The organism is Streptomyces sp. NPDC056161 (genome assembly GCF_042268025.1).
Taxonomy (GTDB): domain Bacteria; phylum Actinomycetota; class Actinomycetes; order Streptomycetales; family Streptomycetaceae; genus Streptomyces.
This window is the reverse complement of sequence record NZ_JBHJUV010000014.1, coordinates 154,159-169,103: the sequence shown is the minus strand read 5'-3', so window position 1 is coordinate 169,103 and position 14,945 is coordinate 154,159. Positions and strand designations below refer to the sequence as shown.

At 71.4% G+C, this 14,945-nt stretch carries 13 protein-coding genes, 1 tRNA gene and 1 riboswitch; of the genes, 1 reads left to right on the top strand and 13 read right to left on the bottom strand.

Annotated elements, in window-relative coordinates; genetic code table 11:
• Positions 1-7: 7 nt before the first annotated feature.
• From ACFC09_RS15820 to ACFC09_RS15800, 5 genes are all read right to left on the bottom strand, one after another.
• Complete coding sequence (locus ACFC09_RS15820; RefSeq protein WP_376527965.1) at positions 8-1,051, bottom strand: M23 family metallopeptidase; 1,044 nt, start codon at positions 1,049-1,051, stop codon at positions 8-10.
• Positions 1,052-1,058: 7 nt separating this feature from the next.
• Positions 1,059-1,218, bottom strand: a riboswitch (cyclic di-AMP (ydaO/yuaA leader).
• A gap of 323 nt (positions 1,219-1,541) precedes the next feature.
• A tRNA-Met gene (locus tag ACFC09_RS15815) sits at positions 1,542-1,615 on the bottom strand.
• Positions 1,616-1,773: 158 nt separating this feature from the next.
• Positions 1,774-2,904, bottom strand: coding sequence for a dihydrofolate reductase family protein (locus ACFC09_RS15810; RefSeq protein ID WP_376527963.1), 1,131 nt, complete (start codon positions 2,902-2,904; stop codon positions 1,774-1,776).
• A gap of 351 nt (positions 2,905-3,255) precedes the next feature.
• Positions 3,256-4,674, bottom strand: a complete 1,419-nt coding sequence (locus ACFC09_RS15805) for a DHA2 family efflux MFS transporter permease subunit (RefSeq protein WP_376527960.1) — start codon at positions 4,672-4,674, stop codon at positions 3,256-3,258.
• A 12-nt stretch (positions 4,675-4,686) separates the two neighbouring features.
• Positions 4,687-5,331: an NADPH-dependent FMN reductase gene (locus ACFC09_RS15800; protein WP_376527958.1), complete on the bottom strand. Its 645-nt coding sequence runs from the start codon at positions 5,329-5,331 to the stop codon at positions 4,687-4,689.
• Positions 5,332-5,495: 164 nt separating this feature from the next.
• On the opposite strand from ACFC09_RS15800, the gene ACFC09_RS15795 reads away from it, so the two are divergent.
• The gene (locus ACFC09_RS15795; RefSeq protein WP_376527955.1) at positions 5,496-6,182 is read left to right on the top strand and encodes a TetR/AcrR family transcriptional regulator; all 687 of its coding nucleotides are present in this window, start codon (positions 5,496-5,498) and stop codon (positions 6,180-6,182) included.
• Positions 6,183-6,545: 363 nt separating this feature from the next.
• Here ACFC09_RS15795 and ACFC09_RS15790 read toward each other — a convergent pair whose 3' ends face one another.
• The 8 genes from ACFC09_RS15790 to ACFC09_RS15755 form a co-directional block, all read right to left on the bottom strand.
• Complete coding sequence (locus ACFC09_RS15790) at positions 6,546-7,418, bottom strand: enoyl-CoA hydratase/isomerase family protein (RefSeq protein ID WP_376527952.1); 873 nt, start codon at positions 7,416-7,418, stop codon at positions 6,546-6,548.
• On the bottom strand, positions 7,415-8,680 hold the full coding sequence (locus tag ACFC09_RS15785) for a cytochrome P450 (RefSeq protein WP_376527949.1): 1,266 nt from the start codon (positions 8,678-8,680) through the stop codon (positions 7,415-7,417). The genes ACFC09_RS15790 and ACFC09_RS15785 overlap by 4 nt, the downstream gene beginning before the upstream one ends.
• 107 nt (positions 8,681-8,787) lie before the next feature.
• Positions 8,788-10,086, bottom strand: coding sequence for a cytochrome P450 (locus tag ACFC09_RS15780; RefSeq protein WP_376528016.1), 1,299 nt, complete (start codon positions 10,084-10,086; stop codon positions 8,788-8,790).
• 93 nt (positions 10,087-10,179) lie between these two features.
• Positions 10,180-10,785, bottom strand: coding sequence for an ATP/GTP-binding protein (locus tag ACFC09_RS15775; protein ID WP_376527947.1), 606 nt, complete (start codon positions 10,783-10,785; stop codon positions 10,180-10,182).
• Positions 10,760-11,134: a DUF742 domain-containing protein gene (locus tag ACFC09_RS15770; RefSeq protein ID WP_376527944.1), complete on the bottom strand. Its 375-nt coding sequence runs from the start codon at positions 11,132-11,134 to the stop codon at positions 10,760-10,762. Before ACFC09_RS15770 ends, ACFC09_RS15775 begins: the two co-directional genes overlap by 26 nt.
• A complete protein-coding gene (locus ACFC09_RS15765) occupies positions 11,131-11,532 on the bottom strand; it encodes a roadblock/LC7 domain-containing protein (RefSeq protein WP_376527941.1) in 402 nt (133 codons plus the stop codon). Before ACFC09_RS15765 ends, ACFC09_RS15770 begins: the two co-directional genes overlap by 4 nt.
• On the bottom strand, positions 11,529-12,725 hold the full coding sequence (locus tag ACFC09_RS15760; protein ID WP_376527938.1) for an ATP-binding protein: 1,197 nt from the start codon (positions 12,723-12,725) through the stop codon (positions 11,529-11,531). Before ACFC09_RS15760 ends, ACFC09_RS15765 begins: the two co-directional genes overlap by 4 nt.
• A gap of 681 nt (positions 12,726-13,406) precedes the next feature.
• On the bottom strand, positions 13,407-14,945 hold the full coding sequence (locus tag ACFC09_RS15755; RefSeq protein ID WP_376527936.1) for a tyrosine-type recombinase/integrase: 1,539 nt from the start codon (positions 14,943-14,945) through the stop codon (positions 13,407-13,409).

Here is a 14,945-nt window from a genome sequence, read left to right as displayed (position 1 = left end):
GGGTGGGTCAGGGGGTGAGGCCCTTGCCGCGCAGCCAGGTCATCGGGTCGATGCCGCTGGCCTGGCCGCCCGGGTGGACCTCCAGGTGGAGGTGCGGGCCGGTGACGTTGCCGGTGGCGCCCACGCGGCCGATGACGTCCCCGGTGGTGACCTTCTGTCCGACGCTCACGTTGATCGACGACTGGTGGCAGAACCAGAGTTCGGTGCCGTCGTCGAGGGTGAGGATCGTGCGGTAGCCGTAGGAGCCGGCCCAGCCCGCCTCGGTGATCGTGCCGCTGTGGATGGCCTTGATCAGCGTGCCCGTGGGGGCGGCGAAGTCGAGACCGGTGTGGTAGCCGGAGGACCACATGGAGCCCGGCTGGCCGAAGGTACCGGTGATCGTGTACGAGGGGGTCGGCAGCGTGAACTGCTTGGCCAGCGCGGCCAGGCGCTCCTCCTCGGCCTTCTTCTTGGCGGCGGCCTCCGCCTTCTCCTTGGCGGCGGCGGCCTTGGCCGCGGCCTCCTTCTCCGCCTTGGCTGCCGCGTCGGCGGCCTGCTTGTCGGCGGCGGACACGGCGGCGGCGACGGCCTTGGTGTGGGCCTGGTCCTGCTGCTGCTCGGCCTGGGCCATGATGCGGTTGCGCAGCACCTCACCGGCGTCGGTGGTGCCGTCGGCGCTGTCGGCCTCGGTCACGCCGACGCTGCTCAGGGCGGTCGTGGAGCCCTTGGAGGGCTGCGCGGAGGAGTCGTCGCCCAGCAGGGAGCCGACGGAGGGCAGGTCGGGCATGGAGATGGACACCGGGGGCTTGCCGGTGTTGGCGCTGGCCATGCCGCCCGCGCCGACGGCGGCGATGACGCCGACGCCGAGGACCGTGGAACTGCGGGCGAGTCCGCCGCGCTGCTTGGCCACGCGGTGCCGGCCGCGTATCGGGCGGACGGAGTCCTCGGTGGGGTTCCATTCCCCCCAGGTGCCCTGGCCCTCGTCGGCGCCGTAGCCGCCGTAGGCAAAGGTCTCGGTGCCGTACTGGTTGGGCGCGTAGGGGGCTTCGGGGGCAGGCCGATTGGACGCCACTCGGGCGTACTCCTTTCCTTCCTCCGCCTACCGGGTTAGCTGACGGGTTCGGAGCAGGAAGGTCTCCTACGCGCGTATACCAGCCGTGTCTCCACGGTGGTGTCCGCGTGATTCACCCCAAGGTGGTGGTTCCCCGGTTCCCTTGCGGGATTCGGCGCGTGCGCACGGAGCCGCCTCTGGTGACGGCTGGGACGACCGCGCTGCGTTATCGAACGTTAATAGACTCGGCGGCCAGATTCCAAGCCGTTCGGCTTGATCCTTAACGCGATCGGGCGCGGACTTAGCGGTCATGACCGGCGAAAATCGGGCGACTTGACCTCGGCCGCATGGAAAGTCCGAAGACCCGGCGGACTTGACGGTGTTTCAGTTGTTATGCGGAGGGAGGTCGCCCGATCACCCGCCGTGACAATGATCAAGGGGCGATGCGCGGGTCGGTGAAAACACTCAGGGCCGGAATCCTAGGAATGGGATTCCGGCCCTGGGCCTTCAGTAGCGGGGACAGGATTTGAACCTGCGACCTCTGGGTTATGAGCCCAGCGAGCTACCGAGCTGCTCCACCCCGCGTCGGTGATGACAACTATACGCCATGCGCAGGGCAGCGAACGCACACTCGCCGGTTCGGCTCCCGCCCGGCCGAGCGGATGGCCCTCGGCCTCCCGCTCGGCCGAGCAGAAGGCCGATCGGCTCCCGCCCGGTCGCACAGGGGGCGGTGCGGCTCCCGCTCAGTCGAGCAGATGGCGGTTCGGCTCCTTGGCCGCCGCCTCGTACTCGGGCAGTACGACGACGTCGGCGCCCGCGGCCGTCAGCAGCCCGCTCCCGTCGGCCCCCGCCACGAACGTGTCGGGCTCCCGCCAGGCGGTGACCACCCGCCGCACCCCCGCGTCCAGGATCAGCCGCGCGCAGGGGGCGGGGCGCGAGGCCCGCCGGGCGCACGGCTCCAGGCTGCTGTAGACGGTCGCCGAGGCCAGCCGTGGATCCGCCGGGTCGGTCTTGGCGAGCGCGGCCTCCTCCGCGTGGACCACGGGGTCGTCCGCCTCCCGGGAGAACCCGCGGGCCAGCTCCGTACCGTCCGCGGCCACCACCACCGCGCCCACGCTGAACGCGGTCCGCGAGGGCGGGCACAGCGCCGCCAGTTCGCAGGCGATCCGCATCCAGTGCCGGTCCGCGGCGGCGGCCGTCCGACCGGTTCCGGGCGCGGTCGGCTCGTAGCGCAGCAGCACGACGTCGTCGATCCGCCGGGTCTCCAGCAGCCTGAGGCGTCCGCGCTGGTACTCCCCCGGCCCGAACAGCCGGGGCGCCCCGGGGTCCCCGACCAGCAGCGGCGCGACGACGAGCTGGAGTTCGTCGGCGAGGCCCTGCCGGAGCAACTGGGTGTGGACGGTCCCGCCGCCCTCGACCATCAGCCGCCGCACCCCGCGCTCGGTGTGCAGGTGCCCGAGGAGCGCCCGCCAGTCGAGGCCGGGGCCCAGCGGGACGATGTCGGCCGCGAGTCCGGCGCGCCGGGCCCGCTCGGCGCCCCCGTCCGTCGTGTAGAGGACCTTCTCGCCGCCGGTGTGCCAGAACCTGGCGTCCGGGTCGAGGTCGCCCGAACCGCTGACGGCGACCTTGAGCGGGTACTCCGGACGGCCGGCCGCGAGCCGGGCGGCCCGCCGTTCGGCCGCGTCGACCAGGAGCCGGGGGTTGTCGGCGCGGATCGTGCCCGCGCCGATCAGGATCGCGTCGACGGACGCCCGCACCGCGTCGACCCGGTCGAAGTCGGCCGGGGAGGAGAGCAGGAGCCGCTCGGGGCCGGTGTCGTCCAGACAGCCGTCGAGGGAGACGGCGGCGGACAGCAGGACGTACGGGAAGGGCATCTGCGTGCTCCAGTGGGAGACGTGCGGCTGGGCGGCCGGGCGATCGGTCCGGGCGGGCGATCGGTCCGGGCGGGCGATCGGTCCGGGCGGCGGGACACGGGGCCGGGGTCTGGGGTCTGGGGTCTGGGGTCTGGGGTCCGGGCCTGGGTCTGGGTCTGGGGACCAGGGTCTGGGGATCGGGGGCTGGGGATCGGGGCTTGTTTCACGACGGGCTTGCTTCAAGGTTGAAGCAAAATTACACGGGCCACCTGCCGACCCACGGGTCCGGCCGCCGCGGGAGCGGTCACGGCCGCGGGTCACCGCCTCGATCTCCGCCACCGGCGCGGTCACGGCCGCGGGTCACCGCCTCGGTCACCGCCGCCGTCCCGGCAGCAGCCGCGCGGGCAGCAGCGCCAGGGCGAGCAGGGCCGCCGCGACGGCGTACGCGGTCCGGAAACCCGCCGGGTCCGGGCCGACGGCGCCCAGCACCACCGTGAGCAGCGCCGTCCCCACGGAGGCCCACAACTGCGAGTTGATGCTCAGCGCCGTGCTCGCCGCGGCCACCCGGTCGTTCGGCAGGTCGCGGGTGGCCGCGGTCATCGTGGGCATCAGCACCATGCCCGTGCCGACGCCCATCACCGCGGCCGCGGCCACGACCCGCCAGAGCGGCACGCCGTCCTCGCCGACCTGAAGGGCGGTCAGCGCCATGCCGAGCGCGCCCACCGCCGTCCCGGCGGCGACCATGCGCCGGGGCGGGACCCGGTCGACGATCCGGGCCGCCACCTGCATCGTCGTACCGACGGCGAGCCCGACGGGGATGCCCAGCAGCCCGGTGTCCGTCGCGCTGACGCCCTGCTGCTGCTGCCAGTAGAGCGGCCCGAGCAGGGCCGAGCCGAAGTAACCGCAGGTGAACAGGGCGAGGGTGGCGATCCCGGCGGCGAACGTGCGGTCGCGCAGCAGCCGCAGGTCCAGCAGGGGTGCGCGGACCGTCAGCGCCCGGCGTACGAAGGCGGCGGCCAGCACCACGCCCGCCAGGGCGGGCACCAGCGCTCCCGGCGCGGCGAAGTCACCCCGCTCGCCGCCCCGCGCGAGCCCGAACAGCAGCAGGGCCAGGCCCGGGGAGAGCATCAGCAGGCCGGGGACGTCCAGGGCGGGCGCCGCCGCCCGGCGCGGTACGTCGGCCGGCAGCAGCCTGACGGCGAGCACCAGGGCGAGCACCCCGACGGGCAGGTTGACCAGGAAGATCCAGTGCCAGGACGCGACGTCGACGAGCCAGCCGCCGAGCACCGGCCCGGCCACCGGGCCGACCAGGACGGGCAGCCCGAGCAGCGCCATCGACCGGCCGAGCCGCGCACGGTCCGCGACGCGCATGACCATCGCCATCCCGACCGGCATCAGCAGCCCGCCGCCCAGCCCCTGCACCGCGCGGAAGGCGATCAGGCCGGCCGCGTCCCGGGCGCAGGCAGCGAGCAGCGAGCCGAGTGTGAACAGGACGAGCGCGGTCAGATAGGTGCGCCGGGCGCCGACGCGGCCCATCGCCCACGCGGCCACCGGGATGACGGCGGCGAGCGCCAGGGTGTACGCGGTCGCCGTCCACTGGATCGTCTCCAGCGGCGCGCCGAACGACTCCGAGAGGCTGCGCAGCGCGACGTTGACGATCGTCATGTCGAGCACCGACATCATGGAGCCGGTGATGACGACGGCGAGGATCCGGCGGAGCGCGGTGCCGTCCGGCGCGGCGTCGGCCGGAGCGGCGCGGGAGGGCACCTGGCCGGCCTCGGACGCTGTCATGCCGACCCGCCCTCAGCCCGCGTAGGGCAGGTCGGCGCGGGCGGTCCGCAACGCCCGTCCCCACCAGGAGAGCTGACCGAGCATGCCTTTCGCGGCGCCCGTGCACACGGCCGCGTCGCGTGGTGTGCCGTCCTCGCCGAGCCCCGACCAGGGGCCGTGCAGGCTGACCGAGTCACGCATCGTCACCGCGTGCAACTCGGCGAAGACCAGGCGCAGTTGCTCGACCGCGCGCAGGCCGCCGCCGATGCCGCCGTACGAGACGAAGCCGACCGGCTTGGCCTGCCACTGCGCGTGGTGCCAGTCGATGAAGTTCTTCAGCGCGGCCGGGAAGCTGTGGTTGTACTCGGGGGTGACGACGACGAAGGCGTCGGCGTCGGCCATGCGCGGTGAGACGTCCGCCAGCGCGGCGACCGCCTCGTCGCTCGGCGTGCCGCCCCAGTCGGGCATGACCAGCGGCAGGCCGAGGCCGGCGAGGTCGACGACGTCGAGGTCGAAACCGGCGTCGGTGGCGACGGCACCGGTGAACCACTCGGCGACGGCCCGGCCCTGGCGTCCCGTGCGGACGCTGCCGACGACGACGGCGAGGCGGAGCGGTGACTCGTCGGACGCGTCTCGACGGACGGTCGCGGGCGCGACGGCTGACGTGGGTACGGGCATGGGTGTCCCCCTCTGGGTGGCCTACCGGTGGCCCGCATCGGGCCGCCCTCCGGTAAAGTACAACGGGCGTTGTAAAACTACAACGCCCGTTGTACTTCGGTGGCCACGCCCCGGCGGTCGTGCGCCACCGGCGGTACGCCCCATCCACCCCGAGGAGGCGGCGCGTGGGCAGCAGCAACGAGGCCCGGCTGGAACAGGCGCGGCGCGAGGTCCCGCCGCGCAGGCTGGCGAAGCAGATCGCCCTCGCGAGCGCGTCCTGCCCGGTCTTCGGCCGCGAGGGCTACACCCGTGCCTCCGTCGACGCGCTGGCGGCGGCGGCCGGCGTCTCCACGCGGACGCTCTACAACCACTTCCCCGGCGGCAAGGCGGACCTGTTCCGCACGGTCGTCACCTGGACCTCGACCGAGGTGCGGGACGCCCAGCTCGACCGCCTGCACGCCGTGCTGGACCCGGGGCGCCCGCCCCGCCCGGAGGACCTGGAACGCGACCTGGTCGCCCTGGCCCGCGCCTTCATCGACCTCATGACCGAGTTCCCCGACCACTTCGCCCTGGTCCGCCATATCCACGCCGAGGCCGACCACGTACCCGCCGACGTCCTGGCGGCCTGGCAGGACGCGGGCCCGGTGCCGGTCGGCCGCGCCCTGGCCGACGCCATGGCGGCCCTCGCCGAGGCGGGGCTGATCGACGTGCACGGGGACGCGGCCCTGGCCGGGGCCCACTTCACGGCCCTGATCTCCCACTCGATCACCCAGCTCTCCCACTACGGCGTACGGCCGCTGCCCCGGGCGGACACGGACCGGCTGATCAGGGGCGGGGTGGGTGCGTTCCTGCGGGCGTACGCCGCGCGCTGACGGACCGGAGGGGCCGAGGGGACGAGGGGCCGAGGGGCCGCGGGGCCGCGGGGCCGAGGGGCCGCGGGGCCGAGGGGCCGCGGGGCCGAGGGGCCGAGGGACGAGAGACCGGGAGACGACGGACCGGGAGACGACGCCGGGAGACGACGCCGGGAGACGACGGAACCGGCACTCCGGGCGGCGGTCGTTCGCGGCGGTGGGAACGGGCGAGCGGCGCAGCTCGCCGGTCCGGACAGCCGTCTGCCGGTGAGCGACGCCGCTCGTCGTCCTCCCGTGGAGCGCCACGCGCGCCTGTGGAGCGCCACGCGCGCTCGCTGAGCACTCCGCGCGCTTGCGGAGCACCCCACGTGCTTACGGAGTGCGTCAGTCCGCGCCGCGCGCGTGGTACACCTCCGTCGCGACCGCCGCCATGAGTTCGGGGTCCAGTACGGAGGCGTCGGCGAGCCGGGCCGGGGCGGTCAGGGAGTTCAGCAGTGCCTTGGTGACCCGCAGGGCCGGGGCGGGGCGCCGTATCACGGGCTTGGCCCACGCCGTGACGGCGGCGTCGAGTCCGTCCGCGGGCACGACCCTCTGGAGGATCGACATGCTCAGCGCCTCGTGGGCGCCGAAAGTCCGGCCGGAGAGGATGAGTTCGCGGACCCGGGCGGCGCCGGCCTCGTTGATGAGGCGGGGCAGCAGCCCGCCCCACGCGGTCGGCAGCCCGAGGGCGAGTTCGGGCAGCCGGAAGGTCGCGGTGTCGGATCCGGCCCTCAGGTCACAGGCGAGGGCGAGGCCGACCCCCGCGCCGACGGCCTTGCCGTGCACACGGGCGATCGTGACGGCCGGGTTGGCCGCCAGGGCGTCGCACACGCGCCGCGCCTTGGCGACCGAGGTGCGGATGCCGCTGCCCGCCGGGTCGCCGGCCAGGTGCTGCGCGTACTCGGTCCGGTCGCCGCCCAGGCAGAAGTCGTCACCGGCAGCCGCGAGCACCACGACCTTCACGGCTTCGTCCTGGTCGCCGAGCACGGTCAGGAGGTCGTCCAGCATGGCCTCGCTGACAACGTTGCCCTGTTCGGGTACGTGCAACTCGATGGTCTGCAACGGTCCCCGCCGGTACGTGCGCAGGGTCTTGAGCGTCCGATCCGCGGGGAGGTCGGCAGGGAGATGGGCGGGAAGGTCGGCGGGAAGATCCGCGGAGGAATCCGAGGAGAGGTCTGTGGAGAGGTCTGTGGAGAGGTCTGTGGAGGGGGCCGTCATAGCGTCACTTTCAAGGAAGTCGCGCGCCGGAAGACCATACGGGGGGCGTAGGCGGGGGATGCGGCCGGCCGCAGCGTAGGAAATCGGTTCAGCGTCTGGGTCAGCAACTGGCGTGCTTCGAGGCGCGCGAGGCCCGCTCCGAGGCAGTAGTGCGCGCCGCCGCCGAAGGTGAGGTGGCTGCCGCCCCGGTGGATGTCGAAGACGTGCGGGTGCTCGTTGCGGCGCGGGTCGTGGTTGGCCGCTCCGTACAGGACGTGGACCACGGTGTCCTTGGCGATGGGCACCCCGGCCAGGACGGTGTCGTCGCCTGCCACGCGCGAGTTGAGGTGTATGGGCGGGTCGTACCGCAGCGTCTCGTCGATCGCGTCGTCGAGGTGGTCGGGGTTCCGGCGCAGCCACTCGGCGCGCGCGGGGTCCTGGGTCAGGAACGCCACGGCGTTGGTCAGCAGCGTCGCGGTGGTCTCCAGGGAGGCGATGGTGACGAACATCGTCAGGTCGTAGAGCGCCTGGTCCGCCCTCGCCCGGTCGTCGGGGTACCGGTCGTCCCAGAAGCGGATCAGGCCGGTGAGCGCGTCGTCGCCGGGCCGCTCGCGCCGCTGCCGGATGAGGTCGGTGAAGAAGGCCCGCATATCAAGGGTGGCCTGGGCCGAGACCGCCAACTCACTCTTGGTGGGAAGTAGTTCCTGGGCGAACACCTGCCGGTGGGTGAAGTCCAGGACGTGCGCGAAGTGCTCCGGTTCGATGCCGAGCCACTGGCCGACGGTGTGCACGGGAAGCTGCTCGCTGACGGTCGTCACGAAGTCGGCCTCGCCGTCGGCGCGCAGCCGCCGGTCGAGGTCGTCCAGGAGGCGGGTGACGTGGACGGCGATCTGAGCACCGAGGCCGTCCAGGGCGCGACGGTCGAACGGGTTGTGCAGGGACCGGCGATGGATCGTGTGGGCGGGGGCGTTGAGGCGGGAGAGGGTGCGGGTCATCTCTCGGGTGGCGGGTGCCTGCCAGCGCTCGGGGTTCGGCTGACGCTCCTGCCAGGCGAAGTCGGGTGCGAGCCAGGTCCTGCCGCGCAGAACCTGGTCGCACGCATCGAATCCGGTGACGAAATAGGCGCCGCCCCACGGGGCGGCGACGACGTCACCCATCGCTCGGAGTTCCTGCCAGAGGGGCAGGGGGTTGGCTTGTCCCTCTGGAGAGCGGAGGCGGCGGAGAAGGGAGATGACGGCTCGGCGGGCGGTGGTGGTGCCGCGTATGTCGCCAACGGCGGTCACGCAAAGCTCCTTAGGGCAGGCTGGGCGTTACCGGTACCGCCGGAACCTACCCTTCCCCTCTCTGCCGTCATGCACCCCAGTGTGTTGCTCCGGTCACATGCCGCTCATTACGCACGGAAGATGTCCAGGAAGCTGCTCCAGAACCCCTTCTTCCTCCCCTCCTGCCACTGGGACGCGGCCTGAGCGCCCTGGAGGGCCGGGTCCGCCCCGGCCGTCTGGGGCCGGTTCTGGATCGCGGCCGCGATGCGGTTGGCCGGCGTGGGACTGAAGGCCACCGGCAACGTGACCAGCGCGCGGTGGAACGGCCCCGGGCGCCACTGGAGTTCCTCCTCGGGCACCGCCAGGGTGATGTCCGGCAGCGCGTTGAGGAGCTGCTCGATCGCGGTGATCGCGATGACCTGCGCCGGGTCCTTGGCCGGGCAGGCGTGCGGACCGGCTCCCCACGCCAGGTGGGCGCCCCTGCTGTGGGCGCGGCGGGCCTCGGCGAGCGCCGGGTCGCTGTTGGCACCCGCGAAGGAGATGACCACCGGAGTGTTGGCCTGGGCCACTACTCCGTCCAGATCGACGTCCTGGACCGGGTAGTGGGTGGCGTAGTTGGCGATGGGCGTCAGGTTCCACAGCACGTGATCGATGGCTTCCTCGATCATCATGCCGCTCTGCCGGCCGCCCGATCCGGTCAGCAGCAGGAGCAGGACGTTGCCGATGAGGTTGCGCTCCGGCTCGACACCGGCACCCATCAGCATGACCAGCTGGTCCTTCAGCTCCTCGTCGGTCAGACCGGCCGGGTGCTGGATCAGCCACGAGGTCACGTCGTCGCCCGGCTGCCGCCGCTTCAGGGCGATCAGCTCCATGAGGCAGGAGTTGAGCTGCTCGTTCGCGCGCAGCGCGTCCTTGCCGTCGAAGATCGCCGACATCGCGGCGGTGAGGGTGTCACCGATGTCCGCGGGGCAGCCGAAGATCTTGTTGAACAGCAGCAGCGGCAGCAGCTTCGCGTAGTCGTTGAGGAGGTCGGCGCGGCCTCGCTCGCTGAACTGGTCGATGAGGTAGTCGGCGATCGGCTGGACGTCCCGGCGGATCCGGGTGATGTTGAGCTTGGCGAGGCTGTCGGTGACGGCCTTGCGCAGCCGGAGGTGGACGGCACCGTCGGTGAACAGGCAGTTGGGCCGGTACGCCATCATCGGCAGCACGGGGCTGTCCAGGCCGATGAGCCCTTCGTTCAGGGCCTTCCAGCGGCGGGCGTCACGGGCGAAGAGGGACGAGTTCTGGAGCACGCGCAGCGCCATCTCGTGGCCGACGACCAGGGTTGCGTCGACTCCCGGGGCGAGTTCCACAGGTCCGGCCGGACCGTGGGCGCGCAACTGGTCGTAGACCCGCTGCGGGTCCGCGGCGAACGTGGCGTCGTGCATGGGGCATCTGGCGCCGGTGGCAGCGGGCGCTGTCTGACGGTCCATGTAGATCCTTAGTGCGTGGGGGGGAGCGGGATGTCGTCGAGCCGCGGATCAGGCTGCGCGCTCAAGCAGGTGACGTACCAGTCCGATCAGCGCGCGGGCCGACGAGACGCGGTCCCGGGCGTCGCAGTAGATGACGGGAGTGTCCGGCAGCAGGTCCAGGGCCTCCCGGACCTCCGCCTCCTCGTACACCTTCTCCGGGTGGAAGCCGTTGACGGCGATCGCGTACTCCAGGCCGTACCCCTCGATCAGATCGATGACGGGGAAGGACTCCTCCAGCCGGGCGGGGTCGACCAGCAGCAGCGCGCCGAGCGCGCCGCGGGCCATGTCCTCCCACAGCTGCATGAAGCGCTGCTGACCCGGCGTACCGAACAGGTACAGCACCAGTTCGTCGCTCAGCGTCAGCCGACCGAAGTCCAGGGCGACGGTCGTCGTGGTCTTGTCCGTCACCCCTTTGAGGTCGTCCACGTGCAGCGACGCCTTCGTCATCTTCTCCTCGGTGCGCAGCGGAGCGATCTCCGACAGCGAGCCGATGAGGGTCGTCTTGCCCACCGCGAAATGGCCGACGACCAGGATCTTGGCGGCGTTGGTGACCCCGCTGGAGACGTAGATGGATGATCCGGCGGCCGTCTCAGCCGATGAGGGATTGGAGCCCATGGAGAACCTTCTCTAGGGTCGCTCTGTCAACGTTCTCGGCCCGGGGCGGCTCCGCGCGGCGGAGCAGGTACCCCTGTTCCAGTAAGTCGGTGAGCAGCAACCGGGTCACGCCCACCGGCAGACCCAGGTGACCGGCCACCTCCGCGACCGCCAGATAGCCGCCCGAGCACAGGTCCCAGATCGCCCGGACCTCGGGGCTCGCCCCCAGCGGAAGGGTTCGCTCGGGAGCCAGGATGACCAGGGTGTGCAGCGCCAGTTCATCGGACGACGGCAGGGACCGGCCGCCGGTGATGACGTAGGAGCGGACGAAGTCGCTGGTGACAGACGTTTCCTCGTTGGGTGTCGTCATGCGCCCACACCATGGTCCGAACGGGGTGCCACGCTCATCGCCTTGCTCAGCGCGGTCACCGTCTTCTGCATCCGGAAGGACATCGCCTCCATGTCCACGTCGAGGGCGGCCGAGACGGCGAGGTAGGAGCCCTGTCCCGCCGCGATGAGGAAGATCCAGCCGTCGTCGTACTCCAGCAGCGTCTGCTTCCAGAAGCCGTGTCCGCCGCCGGAGAACCCCGCGACCGCGCGGCTCAGCGACTGCATGGAGCTCATCGCCGCCGCGTTGGTCTCGGCGTCGTCCCGGGAGATGTCGTCCGAGCGGTGCAGCAGCAGGCCGTCGCCCGAGACGAGGATCCCGTGGCGGGCTCCACGGACCTCCAGGACGTCGTTCAGCACCCACGACAGGTCGGTGTTCACTGCTGAGGTCCTTCCGTGGTGTTCAGGGTCCGCCCGCTCCGGGTGCCGCGCGCGAACGCTCCGAGACGTGATGCGGTCACCTCACTGGCCGGCTCGGGAGCCGACTCGGAGGACGCAGGGTCGGGCGTGGGTACCACCGCGATGGGGCCCGGACGCCGGCGGCGCTTCGGGAGACCTCCCGTGGTCGTGCCCACGACGTGCGAGGGGCCGACCGGGACCGGGGCCAGTCGCTGCCTGGCGGGCTGGTCCTCCTCGACGTCCACGGCTTCCGGGGCGGGCGCGGGAACGTCCACCGCGAGGAGACTTTCCGGGACACGGATCACGGCACGCACTCCTCCATAGGGGGAAACCGAACCGACGGAGACCGAGAAGCCGTAGCGCGCGGCGAGCATGCCGCACACCGCGAACCCGAAGCGCGGCGGATCACCGAGGCCGGTGATGTCGACCGTGCTCTCGGCGGACAGCAGACGCGCCGCCCGGTCCTTGGTCTCCTGGTCCATGCCCAGACCGGCGTCGTCCACGATGAAGCAGACGCCGGTGGGTACGGCCTGGATGTTGACCTCGACCGGGGTGCCCGGCGCGCTGTACGTGGTCGCGTTGTCCAGCAGCTCGGCCAGCACGACCGCCACCGGTTCGACCGCCTTGCTGGCGACGGACACGCTGACCTGCGAGTGGACGCTGACCCGGTTGAAGTCCTTGATCCGGCCCTGCGCGCTGCGGGCGACGTCGTACACGGTGGCGAGGCCGTCACGCCGGCCCAGCCAACCGCCGCACAGCACCGCGATGCCCTTGGCACGGCGGCCGAACTGGCTTCCGGTGTGGTCGACGGCCATCAGGTCGGCGAGGACTTCCGACTCGTTGCCGTACTTCTTCAGCAGCCGGTCGAGCATCAGCTGCTGTTCCTCGGCGAGGGACTGGAGCGTTCCCATGGCCGACTTCAGCACGGCCTTGGTCCCCGACTCCGCGTCCGCGCGTACGTCGGCGAGGGCGCGGTGGTGCTGATCGTTCAGGGTGGTGATGTGACCCTGGAGTTGCGCGACCTGCCCCTGGGCGAGGCCCAGGCCGCTCTCCAAGTCACCTTGTTTTCTTCGGAGTACGAGATTGGTTCTGCGCGCCCGCGGTAGGGCGAACGCCGCGGCGGCGAGCACCACGATCAGGATCCACAGAAGCGGATCCTGGAGAATTGACTTCATGAGACTCTCTTCAACTCGCATCGCGCGGGATGCGCGGTTGGTCCGCTGCGTATGCGGAAGGCCCGGTCCGCAGAAGCTCTGCGGACCTACAGGCGGACCAAGCCTTACTCCTTAGCGATGGGGCCTTAGAGACTGTCCCCCGTACGCGTACATGACGCGCCGTCAGCCTACGAAAAGTGCGATGATCGTATCAGGGGCGATGGGCCGACGGCCAAGACTTCACCGCTCCTCAACATGACCCTGCCCTCACGTCCGGATCGTCCGCCGGGGTCGTCCGCAAAGGCCCGTAAAGGACGGTAAGAGCATCGGCGCGCGGCACGGGATCGCTCACGCGCGGCCCCGGAACAAACCGACGCCCGAGCCGACCGAAGCCGACCCGGACGCCGCACAGCAGGTCGGAGGCCATGTCCCCCGCCTGCCCAGCCGTAGGCCCTGTGGGACTCGAACCCACAACCAATGGATTAAAAGACTACGGACCGCCCATGCGGCTCAGTCCGTCCCATTCCACTCAGTCCGCCCCGTCCGCTCCAGTCCTGGTCACCGGGGGTTTCTCGGGTCCCCGTGGGGTGTCTCGTGTGTTCCAGTCCACACCGTTTCAACACGTCCGGTGGAGCACCGGTGGAGCAGAAGGGGCCCGCCACCTGCGACGATGACGGACCCTCAACACCCGCTCCACCGAGCTCACTCGGCCGCCCGGCGCACCCGGTTGGCTCTCGGCACGATCCGGGCCGCGTTCTCCGCCGCCTCCCGGTCCACCTCCCGCAGGAGGCTCGTGTACGTGTCCGACGTGAGCTTGATGGTCGAGTGGCGCAACGTCTCCTTGATGGTGTGGATGTCCGCACCACCCGCGTGAAGGATGGTCGCGGCCACGTGCCGGAGATCCCTGACGTTGATCGGCGGGAGCTCCGGTAGCCGGGCACAGATCCGCTGGAAAGTCTTGGAAACCTTGTCCGGATGAAGCCACCCGCCCGTCTCCGTTGTCCAGACCTTCCCCGTCTCCTCCCACTTCGGCCCGGCGGCCAGCCGCTCCCGCAACTGCTGCGCGCGCCACTCCCGGAGGGCCTGGGCGGTGCCCACGTCCAGGGAGATCGTGCCCACTGACCCGGCCGTCTTCGGCACCGTCTCCACGGGCGTCCACCCGTCGACGACGATCTCCTTCGACACGGTCAGGAGAGCGTCCTCCAGGGAGACGTCCTCCCACCCCTGGCCCACGGCCTCACCGCGGCGGAGCCCCCGGAAGCCGACCGTGTGGAACAGGGAGTACAGCCGCTCCCCCTCCGCTTCATCCAGGAACGCCCCGAACTGCGCCGGCGTCCAGACCATGACGGAGCCGGGTTTCTCACCGGTCCCCTGCCACCGCTCCACCCGCTCGGGCGTCCACAGCATCGGCCTCGGCCGGCCCGTCGTCTCCAACTCCACGAAGGAGGCCGGGTTGAAGGTGATGAGCTGCCGCGCGATCGCCGCATTGAGCGCCGTCCGGAGCGTGCGCCTGATCGCCTGTTGAGAGCTCTTGCCGGTGGCCTTCCGATACGGCGGCATCTCCTTCAGGCGGGCCCGCTCCTCCGCCAGGCGCGCCCGGTCCTTCGCCTTCGGTGCGCCCGGCCGGCCGAGCGTGCACCGGGCCTCCTGCTCCCGCCGCGCCGCGCTCTCCGCGACTACCGTCTCGTTGCGGTCGTCGATGGCGTTGAACATGTCCTCCAGGTTCCCGATGTTCAGGCGGTCCAGCCGGAGGTGCCCGAGGTGCGGCCGGAGGTGGACGCGGACGTGGGAGCCGTAGCCGCGGTTCGTCGTGGCCCGGGTCTTCTTACCGGCCAGCCACGTGTCCAGCCACTCCCCAACGGTCATCTTGCCGTCCAGGGGAACGCCCACCCCGAGTTTCCGGGAGACGACCGTGGGGTCTGGGATCTCCCGGCGTTCCTTCTGCACCCCGGCCAGGAGGTCTCCGACGCGCCGGAGCCAGTCCTCCTCCTCACCGGCCAGGTCGAGAATCGCCCGGATCTTGTCCAGGTCGGCCTGTGCGTCCTTGGACGTCGCGTATCCGGTGCGCTCGAACCGTCGGCGCTTGTTGTCCTCCCCAGGTGGGAGTTCCTGGATCAACCGGAACTTCCCGTGAGCCCGTTTTTCAAGCTGCGGGCAGGATCCGCCCAATCTCCGTCCGGTCTCCGGGTCACGGCACTCACAGCGCTTGCTGATACCGCCGGCGCGGCGTAATGCGGGCAT

Coding starts and splice junctions, on each gene's coding strand:
- ACFC09_RS15780 (WP_376528016.1), bottom strand. CDS start 10,086: ATGCACGACGCCACGTTCGCCGCGGACCCGCAGCGGGTCTACGACCAG.
- ACFC09_RS15800 (WP_376527958.1), bottom strand. CDS start 5,331: ATGCCCGTACCCACGTCAGCCGTCGCGCCCGCGACCGTCCGTCGAGAC.
- ACFC09_RS15810 (WP_376527963.1), bottom strand. CDS start 2,904: ATGCCCTTCCCGTACGTCCTGCTGTCCGCCGCCGTCTCCCTCGACGGC.
- ACFC09_RS15805 (WP_376527960.1), bottom strand. CDS start 4,674: ATGACAGCGTCCGAGGCCGGCCAGGTGCCCTCCCGCGCCGCTCCGGCC.
- ACFC09_RS15775 (WP_376527947.1), bottom strand. CDS start 10,785: ATGGGCTCCAATCCCTCATCGGCTGAGACGGCCGCCGGATCATCCATC.
- ACFC09_RS15790 (WP_376527952.1), bottom strand. CDS start 7,418: ATGACGGCCCCCTCCACAGACCTCTCCACAGACCTCTCCACAGACCTC.
- ACFC09_RS15770 (WP_376527944.1), bottom strand. CDS start 11,134: ATGACGACACCCAACGAGGAAACGTCTGTCACCAGCGACTTCGTCCGC.
- ACFC09_RS15755 (WP_376527936.1), bottom strand. CDS start 14,945: ATGCCCGCATTACGCCGCGCCGGCGGTATCAGCAAGCGCTGTGAGTGC.
- ACFC09_RS15760 (WP_376527938.1), bottom strand. CDS start 12,725: ATGAAGTCAATTCTCCAGGATCCGCTTCTGTGGATCCTGATCGTGGTG.